This is a genomic window from Burkholderia sp. LK4 (assembly GCF_001043615.1).
Classification (GTDB): Bacteria; Pseudomonadota; Gammaproteobacteria; order Burkholderiales; family Burkholderiaceae; genus Burkholderia; species Burkholderia cepacia.
The window spans coordinates 1-17,534 of sequence record NZ_LDUL01000030.1 but is presented as its reverse complement, the minus strand read 5'-3'; the positions used below and the strand labels follow the sequence as shown (position 1 = coordinate 17,534).

The 17,534-nt window shown below is 65.7% G+C and carries 18 protein-coding genes and 1 pseudogene; 8 read left to right on the top strand and 11 right to left on the bottom strand.

Annotated features, from left to right (window positions below; all coding sequences use genetic code 11):
- Positions 1–562 precede the first annotated feature (562 nt).
- From VK92_RS15995 to VK92_RS15980, 4 genes are all read right to left on the bottom strand, one after another.
- The gene (locus tag VK92_RS15995) at positions 563–1,915 is read right to left on the bottom strand and encodes a TRAP transporter large permease (protein WP_048027547.1); all 1,353 of its coding nucleotides are present in this window, start codon (positions 1,913–1,915) and stop codon (positions 563–565) included.
- 4 nt (positions 1,916–1,919) lie between these two features.
- Positions 1,920–2,492, bottom strand: coding sequence for a TRAP transporter small permease (locus VK92_RS15990; protein WP_048027551.1), 573 nt, complete (start codon positions 2,490–2,492; stop codon positions 1,920–1,922).
- Positions 2,489–3,475, bottom strand: coding sequence for a TRAP transporter substrate-binding protein (locus tag VK92_RS15985; protein ID WP_048027553.1), 987 nt, complete (start codon positions 3,473–3,475; stop codon positions 2,489–2,491). Before VK92_RS15985 ends, VK92_RS15990 begins: the two co-directional genes overlap by 4 nt.
- A gap of 459 nt (positions 3,476–3,934) precedes the next feature.
- Positions 3,935–5,026, bottom strand: coding sequence for a helix-turn-helix transcriptional regulator (locus VK92_RS15980; RefSeq protein ID WP_048027557.1), 1,092 nt, complete (start codon positions 5,024–5,026; stop codon positions 3,935–3,937).
- A gap of 130 nt (positions 5,027–5,156) precedes the next feature.
- On the opposite strand from VK92_RS15980, the gene VK92_RS15975 reads away from it, so the two are divergent.
- Entirely contained in the window at positions 5,157–6,566 is a 1,410-nt protein-coding gene (locus tag VK92_RS15975; RefSeq protein WP_231616454.1) for a histidinol-phosphate transaminase, read from the top strand.
- 63 nt (positions 6,567–6,629) lie between these two features.
- Here VK92_RS15975 and VK92_RS15970 read toward each other — a convergent pair whose 3' ends face one another.
- On the bottom strand, positions 6,630–6,881 hold the full coding sequence (locus VK92_RS15970; RefSeq protein ID WP_042975551.1) for a hypothetical protein: 252 nt from the start codon (positions 6,879–6,881) through the stop codon (positions 6,630–6,632).
- 231 nt (positions 6,882–7,112) lie between these two features.
- Between VK92_RS15970 and VK92_RS41835 the strand changes: the two genes are divergently transcribed.
- Complete coding sequence (locus tag VK92_RS41835; RefSeq protein WP_131723229.1) at positions 7,113–7,574, top strand: hypothetical protein; 462 nt, start codon at positions 7,113–7,115, stop codon at positions 7,572–7,574.
- An 89-nt stretch (positions 7,575–7,663) separates the two neighbouring features.
- Here the strand turns inward: VK92_RS41835 and VK92_RS15960 are convergent, their stop codons facing one another.
- Positions 7,664–8,152, bottom strand: a complete 489-nt coding sequence (locus VK92_RS15960; protein ID WP_021160272.1) for a RidA family protein — start codon at positions 8,150–8,152, stop codon at positions 7,664–7,666.
- Between the two features lie 280 nt (positions 8,153–8,432).
- On the opposite strand from VK92_RS15960, the gene VK92_RS15955 reads away from it, so the two are divergent.
- The gene (locus VK92_RS15955) at positions 8,433–8,732 is read left to right on the top strand and encodes an H-NS histone family protein (RefSeq protein ID WP_021160271.1); all 300 of its coding nucleotides are present in this window, start codon (positions 8,433–8,435) and stop codon (positions 8,730–8,732) included.
- Between the two features lie 172 nt (positions 8,733–8,904).
- Here the strand turns inward: VK92_RS15955 and VK92_RS15950 are convergent, their stop codons facing one another.
- On the bottom strand, positions 8,905–9,237 hold the full coding sequence (locus VK92_RS15950) for a cupin domain-containing protein (RefSeq protein ID WP_048027573.1): 333 nt from the start codon (positions 9,235–9,237) through the stop codon (positions 8,905–8,907).
- 156 nt (positions 9,238–9,393) lie between these two features.
- Here VK92_RS15950 and VK92_RS15945 point away from each other — a divergent pair, with 156 nt between their 5' ends.
- Positions 9,394–9,909, top strand: a complete 516-nt coding sequence (locus tag VK92_RS15945) for a hypothetical protein (RefSeq protein WP_230944195.1) — start codon at positions 9,394–9,396, stop codon at positions 9,907–9,909.
- A gap of 52 nt (positions 9,910–9,961) precedes the next feature.
- Here the strand turns inward: VK92_RS15945 and VK92_RS41830 are convergent, their stop codons facing one another.
- Together VK92_RS41830 and VK92_RS15940 are read right to left on the bottom strand one after the other, a co-directional pair.
- A complete protein-coding gene (locus tag VK92_RS41830) occupies positions 9,962–10,108 on the bottom strand; it encodes a hypothetical protein (protein ID WP_156190768.1) in 147 nt (48 codons plus the stop codon).
- Between the two features lie 215 nt (positions 10,109–10,323).
- Positions 10,324–11,394, bottom strand: a complete 1,071-nt coding sequence (locus VK92_RS15940) for a substrate-binding domain-containing protein (RefSeq protein WP_048027575.1) — start codon at positions 11,392–11,394, stop codon at positions 10,324–10,326.
- 248 nt (positions 11,395–11,642) lie between these two features.
- Between VK92_RS15940 and VK92_RS15935 the strand changes: the two genes are divergently transcribed.
- The 4 genes from VK92_RS15935 to VK92_RS15920 are packed head-to-tail and all read left to right on the top strand — an operon-like array spanning position 11,643 to position 16,180.
- Positions 11,643–12,656, top strand: coding sequence for a sugar ABC transporter substrate-binding protein (locus tag VK92_RS15935; protein ID WP_048027577.1), 1,014 nt, complete (start codon positions 11,643–11,645; stop codon positions 12,654–12,656).
- Entirely contained in the window at positions 12,653–14,203 is a 1,551-nt protein-coding gene (locus tag VK92_RS15930) for a sugar ABC transporter ATP-binding protein (RefSeq protein WP_048027579.1), read from the top strand. Before VK92_RS15935 ends, VK92_RS15930 begins: the two co-directional genes overlap by 4 nt.
- Positions 14,200–15,228: an ABC transporter permease gene (locus VK92_RS15925; protein ID WP_048027770.1), complete on the top strand. Its 1,029-nt coding sequence runs from the start codon at positions 14,200–14,202 to the stop codon at positions 15,226–15,228. The genes VK92_RS15930 and VK92_RS15925 overlap by 4 nt, the downstream gene beginning before the upstream one ends.
- Positions 15,221–16,180 (top strand): ABC transporter permease, encoded by a 960-nt coding sequence (locus VK92_RS15920; RefSeq protein WP_048027582.1) that lies wholly within the window; start codon positions 15,221–15,223, stop codon positions 16,178–16,180. Before VK92_RS15925 ends, VK92_RS15920 begins: the two co-directional genes overlap by 8 nt.
- Positions 16,181–16,216: 36 nt before the next feature.
- Here the strand turns inward: VK92_RS15920 and VK92_RS15915 are convergent, their stop codons facing one another.
- Both VK92_RS15915 and VK92_RS42490 read right to left on the bottom strand, forming a co-directional pair.
- Positions 16,217–17,275 (bottom strand): ABC transporter permease, encoded by a 1,059-nt coding sequence (locus VK92_RS15915; RefSeq protein ID WP_122982892.1) that lies wholly within the window; start codon positions 17,273–17,275, stop codon positions 16,217–16,219.
- Between the two features lie 9 nt (positions 17,276–17,284).
- Positions 17,285–17,534, bottom strand: a pseudogene (locus tag VK92_RS42490) (hypothetical protein); the annotation flags it as partial.

Below are 17,534 nucleotides of genomic sequence, written 5' to 3'. Positions count from 1 at the left end.
GCTGCTGATACATGAATGCTTATAAGCGGCATCCCGTCCGTTTCTTTATCAAAACGTCGACGAATATGCAGCCGGGGCAATATCAAGTCACCTGATTTTTTCTGAGATTTGACTATCCAAGGCATTGCCCAATCTCGTCCGGCAGGCATTGAAGCCGCTGCCGTCAAGGCGCTCATACCGACGACGCAAAGTTCGTCGCCAGTCGCGTTAGAGACGCCCAACCCGAAAAATGGTTAAGGACTGTTTCCGTCAATCGATATTTTATTGACGGATAATGCTTCATCAGGAATCAATCACCGCACACAACATGGCATAAAGCACGGCGATGCATCAATCGATGTCCGAAATTCCCAGGGTCAATTTGGCAAGCTGCCGCGCTCCGTCGACGTGCACTTACAGCAAATCAGTCGATACTCGTTTCGACACGGGCTGACTCCCAAATTCGCCGCAGATGAGCCGCTCCGTATCGTGGCATAACCGATACGCGAAAATGGCGCCACGCAAACGTACGCGGCGCCGGACAACCTCGGTCGTCCGGCGCCGCGTCAGGCAACGCATACGGTCAGAACACCGCGTGCCCGCTGATCACGCTGGGCAGCCAGGTCGAGAAGAACGGCATGTAAGTGACGATGTTGATCGCACTGAAGATCGCGAGGTAATACGGCCACGCCATCTTCGTCGTCTCCCCGATCGACACGTTGCCGATCGCGCAGCCGACGAACTGCACCGAACCGATCGGCGGATGCACGAGGCCGAGCGAGCAGTTCAGCAGCAGCATGATCCCGAACTGCACCGGCCCGACACCGCACGCCATCGCGATCGGCAGGAACAGCGGCGTCGTGATCAGGATGTGCGCGGCCATGTCGACGAACGTGCCGAGGAACACCTGGATGATGTTGATGTACAGCAGCATCAGCCACGGCGCGGCGGTCGACTGCTTCAGCAGCCCCTCGATCGCATCCGGAATCTCCAGGTACGACATCTGGAAGCGCAGCATGTTCGACACCGCGATCAGCAGCAGCACGACCCCCGTCGTGCGCGCCGCATGCGACAGCGCGCGGCGCAGCTTCTCGGCCGTCAGCGTGCGGTACACGACCGCGGTCAGCACGAGCGAGTACACGACGGCGATCGCGGCGGCTTCGGTCGCGGTCGCGATCCCCTTCGCGACGCATACGAGGATGATCGCGATCACCATCAGCCCGGGCACCGCGCCGACGAAGCTGCGCAGCACCGCATACCAGCCGGGAAACGCGGGCAGCGCGGACGAACCGTCTTCGCGGCGCGGGTAGCCGTGGCGCACCGCCTGCCAGTACGCGGCGGCGAGCACGAAGCCCATCACCCACAACACCGGCAGCAGCCCGGAAAACAGCAGGTCGCCGATCGACACGCCGCTCACCGGCTGGCCGTGCAGCATCCCGGTGATGCCCTGCGCGGCGAACGCGTAGATGATCATGTTGGTCGACGTCGGCATCAGCGCGCCGGCGAGCGACGCGTGCGTCGTCACGTTGACCGCGTACGCGGCGCTGTAGCCTTCGCGCTTCATCAGCGGAATCACCACGCCGCCCATCGCCGACGTATCGGCGGTCGGCGAGCCCGACACGCCGCCGAACAGCGTGCAGGCGACGACGTTCGCCATCCCGAGGCCGCCGCGAAAGTGGCCGACGGTCGCCTGCGCGAAGCGCAGGATCCGGTCCGCGATGCCGCCGTGCAGCATCAGTTCGCCGGAGAAGATGAAGAACGGCACCGCGAGGAACGAGAACGCATTCATCCCCGAGATCATCGCCTGCATCGCGGTCGCGATCGGCAGGCCTTCGACCATATAGGTCAGCACGCAGGCGATGCCGAGCGCGAACGACACGGGCACGCCGAGCACGAGGAAAATCAGAAAACTGACGGACAGGATCGCGAGTTCCATGGCGTTATTGCCCCGGCGAAGAACGACGAAGCGCGAGCAGGTGCTCGAGCGAGAAGAGGATGATGGCGATCGCGGCCGGCATCGCGATCAGGTAGCGCACGCCTTCGGGCAGCCCGATGATCGGAATGCGGTCGCCCATCGTCTCGGCGGCCATGCTGCCGCAGCCGGCCATGATCATGATCGCGAACGCGATCAGGCTCACGTGCTGGATCGCGATCACCACCGTGCGCGACCTGGGCGGCAGCCGGCGCACGAGCGAATCGAGGCCGATGTGACCACCGTCGCGCACCTTCATCGCCGCGCCGAACATCGCGATCACGATCACGAGCAGCAGCGCGATCGGCTCCACGAAATCCGGCGCGTTCTCGAACACGTAGCGCATCACGACCGCGTAGAACACCAGCACCGTCAGCACCGCGAGGCACGCCGACGCGATCACCGCCAGCACGCGGAACAGCACGTCGTTCACGCAGCGCAGGAGCGGCGCGGCATGCGGCCGCGCCGGCCCCGTGCCGTCCGGGGCGGCGGCCGCCCCGCCGGCGGCCCCGGCGCCGTTCAGGGAAGTGCGACGCGTCACTTGGTGGCCTCGATCTCGTCGACGATCTGCTTCATCTGCGGCGTTTTCTCGTACTTCGTCCACAGCGGCTGCATCGCCTTCACGAACGCCGCGCGATCGATCTGCGCGGCCGGCAGGACCTTCGCGCCGCCTTTCGTCACCGCCTGCTGCGCCGACGCCTCGCGCGCGGTCCACAGCTTCTGGTAGTACGGCACCGAATCGGCCGCGGCCTTCCTGATCGCCGCCTGCTCCTGCGGCGACAGCGTGTCCCAGACCTTCTTCGAGAACACCAGCACTTCCGGCGTCATCGCGTGCTGCGTCTCCGAGTAGTCGGGCGCCACTTCGTAGTGCTTGGTTTCCTCGTACGACGGCATGTTGTTTTCAGCCGCGTCGACGAGGCCCGTCTTCAGCCCCGTGTACACCTCGGCGAACGGCATCGGCGTCGGCGTGCCGCCCATCGCCTTGATCTCGTCGACCATCAGGTCGGACGGTTGCACGCGCACCTTCAGCCCCTTCATGTCGGCCGGCGAGCGCACCGGGCGCTTCGCGTAGATCGAGCGCGCGCCGCTCTCGTAGAACGTCAGCGCGATCATCCCCTTCGCGGTGAACGCGTCCAGGATCTTCTGGCCGGCCGGGCCGTACATCGCCTTGCGGAAATGATCGACGTCGCGGAACAGGAACGGGAACGACGGGATCAGCGATTCCGGCACGATCTCGTTGAACGACGCACCGTTTACGCGCGCCATGTCGATCGCGCCGATCCGCACCTGGTCGACCGTGTCCTTCTCCGAGCCGAGCGCGCTGTTGCCGAACACCTTGATCGAATCCTTGCCGCCCGTCTGCTTCGACAGTTCGTCGCCCATGAACTTCACGGCCATGTTGGTCGGGAAGTTGTCGCCATGCACGTCCGCCGAGCGGAACACGCGCGCCTGGGCGGACATCGCGAAGCCGGCCAGCAGCGCAACGGCCAGGGCGGTACGGGAGCGGGTGAATCGGTGCTTCATCGTCAGTCTCCTTGATGGTTGTACTCGTTGTCGCGCGGCGAGCGGCCGGCATGCGCACGCTTCGACGCCATGCTCACCGGCCGCAGAGTCATACGTCGTATGACGTGTTGACGCGAATGTACGTCGGTTAATCGTTTAACTCACTTGGTGCATACCCGTAGAACCGCAGCCACGATGGGTTTGCAGCGAATTTCGGGGAATCGTATTCTCTGTTTAGGTGGCACTATGCGAAACGTTTTCCGGAAGCGGGTTCGCATTTGCGGCGAGCGGCCGGCTGATTGCTTAGGCCGGCAGTGGAAATCGATCGCCCGCTTCGCTTTTCATTGTCGTAGGATGACTGATCTCAACGCATGTACGTCGGCGCAATGTCATGCGCACGCGCCGCCGGCGGCGCGATTCAGGAAGGAAAGAACGACGGGGAAAGCGTGCAGCGACAGGCGCGCTCGCCTGCCGTTGCCGTCATGTCTGCATGACCAGCGACGTCAGTTGCGCCGCGCGCGCCACGGCCGTCTTCGCGTAGATCGACTTGATCTGCGTGCGGATCGTGCCGATCGACACGCCGCGCAGCCCCGCGCACTCCTGCGGCGACAGCCCGTCGCAGCACAGCAGCACGGCGAGATCGGCCTCGGCCGACGACAGCCCGTAGAACACGCGCAGCCGCTGCGCGCGGGCCGACGGCGAACGCAGGTCGGCGGCCGTCATCAGCGTCGCGACGCCCGGCCGCTCGCGCATCAGGCGCGACTGCTCGGGCACCGGCATCAACGCCAGCGGCAACGGTTCGCCCGTCGCGCGCCGCAACAACAGCCCGCCGCGCGCGTACGCGTGCCGCCATTGCACGTCGTCGACGCAGCCTTCCGGCGCGAAACGCCCGTTCACCACCCGCAACGCCGGCTCCGCCGCGATCAGCTGATCGGCCGCGCGATTCGTATAGCGCAATTCGCGCTGCGCGCCGAGCAGGAACACCGGCACCGGGATCGCATCGAGCGCCGATTCGGCCGCGGCCACGCGCGCCTCGAGCTCGCCGATCCGCGCCTGGATCTGCAGCGCGCGGCTGATGTGCATGCCCATGTTTTCGATCGCGCGGCGCTGATCGTCGGACAGCCCCTGCGATTCGAGGCCGCCCTGGACGCTGAGGAATGCGCCCGAACCCTCGCCGCGATGGATGTACAGGCCCGAGATGCTGCCGATCCCGTAAGGGTGAAGGAACTCCTGATAGAACTCGCTGTGCGCGCGCTGGTGCGCGGACAGGTGCCTGACGTCCTCGAACCAGCGGCCCGCCGGCCAGTTGCCGGCGACCGGCACGACCGGGTCATACCGATAGAACTCGGTGTTGTACGTGTGATAACACGCGGCGACCCATGACGCGTCGTCACCCGCCGCCTTCTCGATCGCCGGCACCCGCGCCGCATCGTCGAACGACAGCAGCGTGACCATGCGCACGCCGACCCACGATCTCAGCCCGTCCAGCACCGTTTCCCAGCGCTGATCGCCCAGTGCCGCGGCATAGACGTCATCGATCCATGCCGATGGAATCAACCCGTTCATTTGCATCTGGCCACCCCGCGCCGTGCGTTTTTGTCGAACGTCTTCTGCGCATCTTAGTCAATCGGCGCCAGCGTTTGAATCACTCGTTCGCATTTGGTCGAAATACGACGTTTGTTACCGTTTATCGTCAGACGTAATGGGCGTTTTGCCGGTGTCGCGGCTCAATCGAATCCGGCGCACACGGGGTGGCGCGCTTTTCTTCCGGACCGCGGTATGCCATGATGCGACGCATGTCGATTCGAAACACCACGCTCTCGCTGCACCATCACCACGGACGCCCCCTGTTGCGCCGTGGTTCGTTTCGCATCTAGCAATTGCATCGGGTGAATGCCCGATCAAGACGACAACCAAGGCGCCTGCGGCGCCTTTTTTGTTTTTTGCCGCCTTAAAAACCTGCTGCGCCGATCAATCGATACCGTACGGAGTGTTTTCAATGCAACAGACCTGGAAAGAAGTCGCCTTGTCGGATCTGCCGCTGCGCGAGGACCTCAGGTTGCAGCACGCGTACGGGGCACCGCAGCTCGACGTGCCGGTCTGCCTGAACGTCAACGAGAATCCCTACCCGCCGTCGCCCGCGCTCGTCGAGCGCATCGCGACCGCGGTGGCCGACGCCGCGCGCGCGGCGAACCGCTATCCCGATCGCGACTTTGCCGGGCTGCGATCGCATCTGACGGCGTATCTGACGCACGACACCGGCGTGACGGTCGACGCAGCGGGCATCTGGGCCGCCAACGGCTCGAATGAGGTGATCCAGCAGATCCTGCAGGCATTCGGCGGCCCGGGGCGATCGGCGCTGGCCTTTACGCCCGCGTATCCCATGTATGACGAATACTGCCGCACGACTTTCACGCGCCTCCATACGTTGCCGCGCACCGGGGATTTCGCGCTGGACGTGGATCAGGCGCTCGACAGTATCCGCGCGCACCAGCCGGACGTGGTGCTGCTGACGTCGCCGAACAACCCGACCGGAACCGCGCTGCCGGTCGGCGATATTCGCGCCATCCTCGACGTCGCGCCGGGCGTGGTCGTCGTCGACGAAGCCTATGCGGAGTTCCGACGTCACGGCGTACCCAGCGCGGTGACGCTGCTACCGGATCATCCGCGGCTCATCGTGACCCGCACGTTGAGCAAGGCATTCAAGTTCGCGGGCGGCCGCGTCGGGTATTGCGCGTGCGCGCCCGCGGTCGTGCAGGCGCTGAAGCTGGTTCGCTTGCCCTACCACCTGTCCGCCTTCACCCAGGCGGCGGCCTGCGCGGCGCTGGTCGCGCGCGACGAGATGCTGTCGCAAGTCGAGACGATCAAGGCCGAGCGCGATTCGACCGTCGGCTGGCTGCGCGGCCTGGGCCTCACGGTGGCCGATTCCGATGCGAACTTCGTGATGTTCGGCGAGTTTGCCGACCGGCACCGGATCTGGAGCGGCCTGCTGCGCCACGGCGTCCTGATTCGCGAATCGGGCCCGCCCGCGTATCTGCGCGTGTCCATCGGCACCGCTGCGGAGATGGCCGCATTCCGTGCGGCCCTGCTTGACGTGATGGCGGCCGGATAAGCGACCGGCCATCCGGTCGACGACGCGACGGGAAACGTGCCGGCGCCGTATCCGACGATGCACTTACTTCATCGCCGCGAAGCGCATTTCCATCTCGTCGATCTTCGCGAGCACCGCTTCGCTGAGCTTTCTGATGTGGCGCGGCACATCGGGCGCCGACAGCAGTTCCTCGATTCGCCCGCGCCAGTAGCTCGGATGCCGCACGCGCCCCGCGCCCGACATCGACACATCGTCAGCGTTCTGTTCGCTGTCCAGGAGAGCCACCATTCTCTGGATGTGAGAGAGCTCTCGTTCCACATAGTCTCGTGCCAGCATATTGATTGAAATTCCCCGAAATACGACAGCAGGCCTTCCGTCATCAACGCGCCATCGTGTTGCGATGAAAGCGACTCACCGCACACGTCGAACGCCATCGTACGCAGAAGCTGTGTCAATAAACTGCGTGGGCATGTGTTGATTTCGACCCGGAATGGCGGGCCTGCCCGCTTGTTCTGATGCCATCCGCCCCCGATGCCCTGTGGTCAATCGTAGGCTTGCTGTCGGGCAATGGCATCTCCCAAAGTGGGGATGCCGGCAGATATTGGCGGGGGATTTCCTGAAATCGTGGGGCTTCGGGAGGCGCGCATGCAGCGGCCGGCCGGGGATGAATTCGCGATCGGCTGGCTACTTGAATGGCGTGCAACCGGCGCACTGCCGCCGGGCAGGCAAGGGGCGAGGACTTGCAGCGCGCATGAGCGCGGCCCGCGGTTCGTGTTCACGACGATCGCGGACGGGAACGCGTGGCGTGTGGCGTCCGTCGTGCGCCGTGCACGTCGAAAACGTTTGCGCCTGCGTGACGCGCCAGCGTGCGAGATTGTTTCGACGCGGCGTGCGCGACGGCGCGGCCCACTTGCCCGGCTCGCCGCGCGCATTCACATCGCCGGTATCGAACGCCGCCTGACGCTTCGTCGAATCCTTTTGATCGGTCAACCTGTCGAAGTCCATCGGCGGGTGTTTTTTAGGTATTGAAAGCGCTTGTCGGTAGTGACTCGCATGTCACGCGCGAATATTCGGATGTTTCGCGAAACGACCTACCTGAGCGATACAGCCCGTCGGAATCAGATACCGGCATTGCCCTGCTTCAACCCGAAAATGAAATCCGCTTCCACCGATGCGCCTTTGGGCAATTGCAGCACGCCGACCGACGTACGCGTATGAACACCGGCGTCGCCAAGCACTGCATACAAAACATCGGATGCGCCGTCGGCAACTTCGCTTTGCATCGTGAAGCCGGGTGCACTTCGCACATACACGGTCATGCGCGGCACCGTCGCTATTACGTCAAGCGTGCCGCAGCGCTTTCTGATCAGCGAGAGCGCACGCAGTGCCGATACGCCGGCAGCCCGGCGACCTTCATCGAGCGAAACGGATTCCCCCACTACGCCAACGAAATGCACCACTTCGCCGATCCGTGGAATCTGGCCGGCAATATAGGCCGAATTTCCGTCGACCAGAATGGGGGTGTACTTTCCGCCAATCCTGATTTCCTCGTCCGGATTGAAGCCGAATTCGGCGGCAATCTGAATCAGCTTCTCGTCTCTGTTCATCAGTGAATTCCCCGATACTTCATAAAAATGTAAAGAGTCGTTAAATCCCGGTTGCCTGTCTTGAAGAAGAAAACCCGTGCGATCGGTCAACTTGACATGCTGGTGCCGTTAAAGATGCCCGGGTAATCCTCTACGTGTTCGTCAATACGACACACTTCTCAGGTGTTCGAAGCAGTCCTGCATCGCCATATTGACGACAAAACACGTAGTCAGCGAATTTTCCTCAAAATTTTCCGTTGAAACCGCTATCATGTGAGTACTCAAACCTGAAGAGCGATACATGGCAACGTACAAGGAACTGAAAGCCCAGATGGAAGCTTTGGCCGAGAAAGCCGAAGCTGCACGTGCCGCGGAATTCCAGGCGATCGTCGACGACATCCGCACCAAGGTTGCGGAATTCGGCATTACCGAGAAGGACATTTTCGGTAACCGTCGCGGCCGTCCGGCCAAGCAAGCGGCCGCCCCCGTGCAGGCAAAGTATCGCGACCCGAAGACCGGGGCAACCTGGTCGGGCCGCGGTCGCGCGCCCGCATGGATCAAGGACGCGAAGAATCGCAATCGATTCCTGATCCAGGAATAGGATTCTCGACGCGTACCGGCGCGCGGTTTTGCGCGCCGTCCTGCTATTTGGGCATCGATACCGGCGGTATTCAACAACCGTGCCGGGTTGATGAGGCTTTGTCTCATTCGGCGCGCGGCGGCATGCTGCGCGCCGGATCGCATTCGGCCCCGCCCTCGCACTATTTCCTGATTCAACGTTCGTAATAGATCGCAAGCCAGACGGTTTGCGTTTCTTCGTGCGTCCACGCAACGCGATGGCGGCAATGCGGCTCGATCAGCACGTAGTCGCCGGGATGCATTTCATGGCGCGTCGGGCCTTCCTCGAATTCGAGCACCGCTGCCCCCGACAGCAGCACGACCCATTCGGCGCGTGCGTCGTCATACCAAAAACCATCCGGGCTCGTGTGACCCATCGATACGATTCGCTCGACGTTCAGACACTGGCCCGTGACGAGGAGGTCGATTTTTTCGTCCTCATCGCGCCGGCCATCGGCGGTGAACAGGTTGCCGGTTTGAAGTTGCATGGGTTGGCCTCGTCGGCGGTATTGGATAGGCGCCAGGGTTGACGGTGGCGGGAAAGGTTCACTGTAGCCCAATGGATGCGATTGGAACCGGCTCGTTTCGTTGGAAGAAGACGATGGGGGTGCCTATTTCCCTGATCGGCCAGGATCAGCCATCCGATGTTTTTGCCACAACGAGCTGATGAACGAGGGCTTGAGTTCATTGCGCTATGCTCTCGCTCAGGTCAACATCCGGTCCATGCCATGCGCGTTTTTGCTCCTCTTGTCGTCGCTTTCCCAGTGCCCTCCTTGCACGGGTTGCGTGTCCCATTGATCGCACTCGCCTGCGGGCTAACCAGCGCTTCCTCGCTAGCCGAGGATGTCAATTGGCCGGAGTTGCCCAATACGTGCTTCGTAAGCCAGCGGCCGGCAAGCGTGGAAGACGTGAGCAAGGGATGCGCCGCCTTTTTGATTGGGGGCCCCGAAAGATCAGTGGGTATGCCACTGAACATCCAAATTCCGCAGTACGCGTTTCACGTTGATAGCACTACGGGCAAGAAGACCGCGGTCATTGTGCTGCAGGCTGAGGAGCGCTCTGGGATCAAGGCGGTGGGCTTCAAGGAAGTGCAAACTTCAAGCATTGGCGCCGCGTTGTTGAGTGAGATGCAGTTCATTGGCACAAGCAAACCACGTTAAGCGTGGCACCGATTCGGCGAACGTCCGCTTCGTGTCGGGTTTAGCCGGTCGTTCAAGCCATTGGGTCGGTCACGCGAGTCAGGTTTTGATAGACGCAGCCATTAGCAGGCTGATCGCCGACACTGGACTTGCCGTGCTGTTCGGCTCGCATCGGATGCGGGATATCCGTCAGATCGTTGACGTCTGCATGATCGTCCACGACGACGCGTGTGATCGGCCTCCCCGTCGATCGCGTTCATTCGCCCGCGTATCTGCAGTCCGGGCGGCCGGCTTCGTTCTCGGAGATCGTCAGCATCTCCTGCATCAGCCATGCAAAAGCAACGGCGGGTCCGCGTCTGCCCGTAAAGGCGCCCGAGCATCGAAGCCCGCCAGTGCTACGTACGGTCACGTACCGTAGGCAAAAGCGACCGCGCGTTAATCCGTCGCCGGAATCCACGAGGCCGTCGCCGCTTCGCTTGCGCGGAACGCGGGAAACTTCGCGCCGAGCTCCGCGATCGTGCGGATGTCGTTCTTCACGAGATCATCGCGCGTGATCAGCGTCGGCTTCACGACGATCCGCCGGCCCGGATCCTGCCCCGCGACGAGCAGCGCGGCGGCCCGCACCGACACCGCGCCGACGACTGCGGGATTCGTGGCGGCCGTCGCGACCCATGCGCTGCCGGGCGCGCGGATCGCCTCGATATCGGCGGTCGAAATGTCGGCGCTATAGATGCGCAACTTCGACGCCAGCTTCGCCTCGTCGGCCGCGAGCTTCGCCCCGCGCGCGAATTCGTCGTAAGGCGCGAACACCACGCGGATGTCGGGATGCGCGCGATAGGCGGCCGCGGCCTGGTTCGCGACCGATTGCGCGATCGGATTGTCGACGGTGCCCCAGCGCGCCTGCTCGCGCACCTTCGGATGCACGCGCTTGAAGTCCCGCCACGCGGCGTCGCGCCGGTCGAGCGGCGCGAACCCGGCGACATACACGTAGCCGGCCGAGAACGCATCGCCGTTGTCCTTCACCGCCTGGTCGAGCAGCAGGTTCGCGAGGTCGCGATCGCTCTGCTCGATCTGCGGCACCTTCGGGTTACCGAGGTCGACATCGAACGCGACGACCTTGATGCCCTTGTCCAGCGCGCGCTGCACGACGTCCTTCAGCGATTCGGGGAGCCCGTGGTTGACGATGATCGCCGACACGCCGACGCTGATCGCCTGCTGGATCTGCTCGCGCTGCTCGGTTGCGTCCTGGCGACCCTCGTAGATGCGCAGGTCGATACCGAGCGCCTTCGCCTGCTTCTGCGCGCCGGCCTCGTATGCCTGGAAGAAATCGCCGGTCGACAGGTAGTTGACGAGCGCGACCTTCACGCCGCCCTTGTCGAACGGCGCGGGTGCGCCTTTGAGCGGGCCGGCATGCGATACGGGCACGGTCAACGCGGCAACGGACAGGAGCGCGAGCGCGCGGATCATCCGGACGGGGCGGGACGGACGGCGAAACGGGAATCGCATGCGGATCTTCCTTGGCTGGTGTCGGTATCCGGAAAATCTATCAGCGCGGCGAACCGGTTCAAACCGAGCGATTCGACAATCGATATTCCTTCGGATGGCAAATCGTTCAAGCCGACCGCGCCGCAGCCGGAACAAGCATTCGAGCGCGCGCGTGATATGCGTAGCAGGAATCGATGGTTAGCGTGCGGGCGCGTTGTCATTAGAGTCGCAAAGTTCAGCCTCCTCTTTTTTCAGCGCCCATCGACGCCATGACCCGTCCCGCCCGCACCCGTCGTACCTTTGCCGCCGCCCTGCTGACGCTCGCCGCCGTCGCCGCGCTCTCCCCTGCCCGCGCGCAAGGCGATGCGGCGACAGGTAACGCCGCCGTGCCGTCGCTGAAAGGCAAGCGCATCGGCATCACGGCGATCGGCACCGATCATTACTGGGACCTGAAGGCATACCAGGGTGCGATCGACGAAGTGAAGCGGCTCGGCGGGACGCCGATCGCACTCGACGCCGGCCGCAACGACAACCGCCAGATCGCGCAGATCCAGACGCTGATCGCGCAGAAGCCCGATGCGATCATCGAGCAACTCGGCACGGCGAGCGTGCTCGAACCGTGGCTGCAAAAGATCCGGCAGGCCGGCATTCCGCTGTTCACGATCGACACGGCCTCGCCGTCGAGCCTCAACGTCACGACCTCGGACAACTTCTTCATCGGCGAACAACTCGCGCTGAAGCTCGTCAACGACATCCACGGCGAAGGCAACATTCTCGTGTTCAACGGCTTCTACGGCGTGCCGGTGTGCGCGATCCGCTATGACCAGTTGAAGGCGGTGCTCAAGTACTACCCGAAGGTGAAGATCCTGCAGCCCGAGTTGCGCGACGTGATTCCGAACACCGTGCAGAGCGCGTACGCGCAGGTCAGCCAGTTGCTCGCGAAATACCCGAAGGGGCAGATCGCCGCGATCTGGGCCGCGTGGGACGTGCCGCAAGTCGGCGCGACGCAGGCCGTCGACGCCGCGCGCCGCAGCGAGATCAGGACCTACGCGGTGGACGGCAGCCCCGATGTCGTCGCGCTCGTGAAAGACCCGAAATCGAGCGCGGCGGCCGTGGTCGCGCAACAACCCGCGCTGATCGGCAAGACCGCGGTCGACAACGTCGCGCGCTACCTGGCCGGCGAGCGCACGCTGCCGCCCTATACGTACGTCCCGTCGCTGCTCGTCACGAAGGACAACGCCGGCTCGGCCCAGCAGACGCTCGGGCAGGCCGCCCCGAAATGAGCGCCGACACGCGCCCGCCCGCGCTGGCGCTGCGCGGGATCGTCAAACATTTCGACGGCGTGCCGGCGCTGCGCGGCGCGTCGCTCGACGTCGCGCGCGGCACCGTGCACGGGCTGATCGGCCAGAACGGCGCCGGCAAGTCGACGCTGATCCGGATTCTCGCCGGCATCGACACGGCCGATGCCGGTACGATCGCGATCGACGGTGCGACACAGGCGCTCGCACATCGCGCGCCGCCGGAAGGCATTGCATTCATTCACCAGGAGCGTCTGCTGCCGGCGACGTTCACGGTCGCCGAGGCGCTGCAGTTCGGCAACGAACCGGCCTATGGCGCGGGGCCGCTCGGGCTGCTGGCGGCACGCCGGATGCGACGCGATGCCAGCGACGCGCTGCACGCGCATTTCGGCCTCGACCTGCCGCCGAACCGCCTGATTGCCGAGTTGAGCGTCGCCGAGCGGCAGATCGTGCAGATCACGCGCGCGCTGATGCGCGACCCGCGCATCCTCGTGCTCGACGAACCGACCGCCGCGCTCGTCAGCAGCGAGGTCGACCGCCTGCTGCAGACACTCGACCGGCTGCGGCGCCGCGGGCTGACGATCCTCTACGTGTCGCACTACCTGAACGAGATCGCGGCGATCTGCGATCGCGTCACCGTGCTGCGCGACGGCACCGACGTCGCGCACGTCGACGCACGGACCACGCCGACCGAGGCGCTCGTCGCGGCGATGATCGGCACCGGGATCGCCGCACGATCGCAAGCGCCGGTGCGCGTGCCCGGCCCGTCCGCGCTGCGGGTCGCCGGCCTCGCGGCGCCCGGCCGGTTCGACGACGTGTCGTTCGAGGTCCGGCGCGGCGAAATCGTCGGTGTCACGGGGCTGCTCGGTTCCGGCGGAAAACAGGTCGTGCGCAGCCTGTTCGGTCTCGAACGCGGCGTGCGCGGCACGGTCACGCTCGACGGCCGCGTGACACGGCTGCGGAGCCCGCGCGACGCGGTGCGTCGCGGCATCGCGTTCGTACCGGAAGACCGCCGCTCGCACGGCATCGCACCGAGCCTGTCCGTGCGCGAGAACATCACGCTCGCGAGCCTTGCGCGCTTCACCCGATTCGGTCTGATCGCGCGGCGCCGCGAGGACGACGCGGTGCAACGGCTGATCGCCGCGCTCGACGTGCGGGCGCCCGGCCCGGACGCGCCGGTGCGCCAGCTGTCCGGCGGCAACCAGCAGAAAGTCGCGCTCGCGAAATGGCTGAGCCGTGGCGCAGATCGCACGTCGCCGGTGTATCTGTTCGACGAGCCGACGGTGGGCGTCGATATCGGCGCCAAAGCGGAAATCTACCGGCTGCTCGATCGCCTCGCACGCGACGGCGCGGCGATCCTGTTGTTCTCGAGCGACCTGCTCGAGCTGCTGGACGTCACCGATCGTGTGCTCGTGATGGCACGCGGCCGGATCGTGCGCGACGTCGCGACCCGCGACGCCACACGCCACGATCTGCTCGCGTGGGCGACCGGCGCACGCGGCCACACGCCGCGACAGGAGGTGGCCGCATGAACCGTATCCTCGATCGCGCGCCGCCCGGAGCGGCGTTCGCGCGGCTGCCGGGCACGTTCGGCGCGCAATTCTGGCTGCGCTGGGGCGCGGCACTGGCGTTCGCCGTCGTGTGTGCGGTGTTTGCCGCGAGTTCGCCGCTCTTTCTGACCGTCGCAAACCTCGCGAACGTGCTGCAGCAGTCGGCCGTGGTCGGCATCCTCGGGTTCGGGTTGACGGCCGTACTGATCGGCGGCGGCCCCGATCCGATCCGCGGCGGTCTCGACCTGTCGGTCGCGGCGAACATGGGTCTCTGCGCAGCCGTTCAGGCCGTCGCGCTGCGCGACGGGGCGCCGGACGGCGCGGCGCTTGCGCTGATGCTGGCCACCGGCGCGGCGGTCGGCGCGCTCAATGCGTTCGCGGTGATCGCGCTGCGTATCGTCCCGCTGCTGGCCACGCTGACGACGATGAATCTGTGCGCCGGCTTCGAACTGGTGCTGACGCAGAACACGTCGGTCGCAGCGGCGAGCCCGGTGCTCGCCTTTCTGATCGACAGCGGCCCGTTCGGCATACCGCATCTCGCGCCCGCGTTGCTGATCGTCGCGTTGCTGTCTGGCGTGCTGCTGCACCGAACCCGCTTCGGCCTGCGGCTCGCCGCGACCGGTGCGCATCGCGATGCCGCCCGCGCGGCCGGGCTGCGCGTGAACGCGTATGTCGCGGCCAGCTACGTGCTGAGCGGCGTCTCCGCCGCGCTGGCCGCGCTGGCGTCGAGTGCCTTGCTGAGCGGCAGCTCGCCCGGCGCCGGCGAGAACCTGCTGGCCGTCGTCGCGGTCGCGCTGCTCGGCGTCGTGTTCTCGCGGCGGCTCGTGCCGACGATACCGGGCACGCTGCTCGCCGCGCTGTTCGTCGGCATCGTCGGCAACGGCTTCCAGCTCGACAACGTGTCGAGCTACTGGGTCAACGGCGTCGAAGGCGCGCTGATCCTGTTCGTCGTCGCGACGACCGCGCTGATTCGGCGCCGCCATACGGAACACCATGCCCATGACTGAACGGATCGGCCGCCTGAAGCGGTTCTCGCTCGTGGCGGCACTGCTCGCGGTGATCGCCTTCTTCGCCGTGTTCGCACCGGGGTTCACGCGGCCCGCCAACCTCGCCGACGTGCTGGTGAACAACTTCGCGCTGCTTGCGATCGCCGCGCTCGGGATGACGCTCGCGCTGTCGATCGGCGCGGTCGACCTGTCGCTGGGCACCGCGATCGACGTCGCGAGCCTCGTGTTCGTGCAACTGGTCGCGCACCAGGTAGGCGTGCTGCCGGCCCTGCTCGGCGGCCTCGGTGCGGCGGTGCTGGTCGGCACGTTCAACGGCGCGCTGGTCGCCGGCCTCGGGATCGCACCGTTTCTCGCGACGCTCGGCACGCTGTTCATCGGCCAGACCGTCCAGCAGCTCGCCACCGGCGGCGGCCAGCCCGTCTACCTGCTGAACGTGGCGCTGCCGCCGTTGTTCGGCGCGCTCGCGCACGGTACGCTCGCGGGCGTGCCGGTGCCGCTGTGGTGCGTCGTCGTGCTCGGTGCGGCCGTGCATGTCGTGCTCGCGCATTCGGCGTTCGGGCGTTACAGCGCCGCGCTCGGCGCGCAGCCGGGCGTCGCCCGCCATTCGGGGCTGCCGGTCGCGGCGACCGTCGTGGCGACGTTCGTCGCGAGCGCGCTCGTCTACGGCGTGGTCGGCCTGCTGCTGTCGTCGACGGTCAAGGCCTATGTGCCGCAGGCAGGCAACGGCTTCCTGCTGAACGCGATCGGCGCGACCTTCATCGGCACGACGCTGTCGCCGACACGCCGCCCCGGCGTCGCCGGCACCCTGCTCGGCGTGCTGCTGATCAGCCTCGTCGCCAACGGGCTGTTGCTGATCGGCTGGAACTTCTACTGGCAGCAGGTCGCCACCGGCGCGCTGATCCTCGCGGTGCTCGCGCTGAGTTTCATGGGGCGGCGTGTGCGCGCCGCGTGAGCCGCCGCACGCCGTGCCCCCGCCCCTACGCCGCGCTCAGGCGCGGGCGTCCGCGCGCCGGCCGATGCCGAACGTGAACGCCAGCGCGAGCACCAGCAGCGCCCCTTTCACGAAATCCTGCAGGTAATACGGCGCATTCAGCATCGTCAGGCCGTTGAGCAGCACCCCGACGAACACGGCCCCGACCACGGTGCCGAACACGTTCGGCCGTTTCGCGCCCCACACCGCGTACCCGACCAGCGCGGCGGCCACCGCGTCGAGCAGCAGCGAGTGCCCGGCGCTGACGTCGCCGCGCCCGACGCGGGCAGAGATCAGCACGCCCCCCAATGCCGCGATTGCGCCCGATACGACATACGCCGCGACCCGGTAGCGCGCCGCCGGCGCACCGGCCAGCCGCGCGGCCGTCTCGTTGCCGCCGATCGCATAGATCACGCGGCCCCAGCGTGTCGCTTCCATCGCGACGCAAGCCAGCACCGTCACCGCCGCCAGTATCAGAACCGGCAACGGCACCACGTCGAACACGCGCAGGCGCCCGAGCGCGAGAAACGCGTCGGGAAACATGCCGCTCGCTTCCGTGCCGTCGGGCAGCACCGAACCGGTCGCGAGCGAACGCCCGCCGGTCGGAATCAACTGCAGGCCCGCGAGCAGGAACAGCGTGCCGAGCGTCGCAAGCTGATCCGGCACGCGCAAGCGCGTGATCAGCACACCGTTGAACAGCCCGGCTGCCACACCGAGCGCCACGCAGGCCGCCACCGCCGCGAGCGCGCTGCCGTGCCAGACCACCAGCACGTAGCTCGCCGCCATCTGCGCGGATGCGGCGATGCTGCCCACCGACAAGTCGAAGCCGCCCGCCGCGAGCGTGATCGTCACACCGATCCCGAGCAGCGCGACGATCGACACCGCCTGCAGGATGCTGAACAGGTTGTCCACGTTCAGGAACGCGGGCTCGTTGACGGTAAAGACGACCACCAGCGCGGCGAGCACGAGCAGGATGCCGGTGCGTTCGAGGCCGGCGCACAGGCGGGCCGACGCGGACAGCGCCGGCCTGGTGGACGGCGCATCGGGTGCAACGGCAGGTGTGGCGGATTTCAGCATCGTTATGGATCAGTCCGACGGGTGGGAGGATGAATGATCGAGCGTCGCGCGATCGAACCGGACGACTCGATCGGCGACTTCGACCGCTTCCTCGAGATCGCTGACGAACACGAGCGTCGCGCGTTCGTGCGCATGGCGCCGCAACATGTCGACGATATCGGCGCGCGCACCGGCGTCGATGCCCTGGAACGGTTCGTCGAGCAACAGCAGCCGCGCGGGTTCCGCGTGCCAGCGGGCGAGCACGACCTTCTGCTGGTTG

Coding starts and splice junctions, on each gene's coding strand:
- VK92_RS15935 (WP_048027577.1), top strand. CDS start 11,643: ATGACCCGTCCCGCCCGCACCCGTCGTACCTTTGCCGCCGCCCTGCTG.
- VK92_RS15940 (WP_048027575.1), bottom strand. CDS start 11,394: ATGCGATTCCCGTTTCGCCGTCCGTCCCGCCCCGTCCGGATGATCCGC.
- VK92_RS15975 (WP_231616454.1), top strand. CDS start 5,157: ATGGGCGTTTTGCCGGTGTCGCGGCTCAATCGAATCCGGCGCACACGG.
- VK92_RS15930 (WP_048027579.1), top strand. CDS start 12,653: ATGAGCGCCGACACGCGCCCGCCCGCGCTGGCGCTGCGCGGGATCGTC.
- VK92_RS15980 (WP_048027557.1), bottom strand. CDS start 5,026: ATGCAAATGAACGGGTTGATTCCATCGGCATGGATCGATGACGTCTAT.
- VK92_RS15915 (WP_122982892.1), bottom strand. CDS start 17,275: ATGCTGAAATCCGCCACACCTGCCGTTGCACCCGATGCGCCGTCCACC.
- VK92_RS41835 (WP_131723229.1), top strand. CDS start 7,113: ATGGCATCTCCCAAAGTGGGGATGCCGGCAGATATTGGCGGGGGATTT.
- VK92_RS15920 (WP_048027582.1), top strand. CDS start 15,221: ATGACTGAACGGATCGGCCGCCTGAAGCGGTTCTCGCTCGTGGCGGCA.
- VK92_RS15945 (WP_230944195.1), top strand. CDS start 9,394: ATGTTTTTGCCACAACGAGCTGATGAACGAGGGCTTGAGTTCATTGCG.
- VK92_RS15995 (WP_048027547.1), bottom strand. CDS start 1,915: ATGGAACTCGCGATCCTGTCCGTCAGTTTTCTGATTTTCCTCGTGCTC.
- VK92_RS15950 (WP_048027573.1), bottom strand. CDS start 9,237: ATGCAACTTCAAACCGGCAACCTGTTCACCGCCGATGGCCGGCGCGAT.
- VK92_RS15955 (WP_021160271.1), top strand. CDS start 8,433: ATGGCAACGTACAAGGAACTGAAAGCCCAGATGGAAGCTTTGGCCGAG.
- VK92_RS15985 (WP_048027553.1), bottom strand. CDS start 3,475: ATGAAGCACCGATTCACCCGCTCCCGTACCGCCCTGGCCGTTGCGCTG.
- VK92_RS15960 (WP_021160272.1), bottom strand. CDS start 8,152: ATGAACAGAGACGAGAAGCTGATTCAGATTGCCGCCGAATTCGGCTTC.
- VK92_RS15925 (WP_048027770.1), top strand. CDS start 14,200: ATGAACCGTATCCTCGATCGCGCGCCGCCCGGAGCGGCGTTCGCGCGG.
- VK92_RS15970 (WP_042975551.1), bottom strand. CDS start 6,881: ATGCTGGCACGAGACTATGTGGAACGAGAGCTCTCTCACATCCAGAGA.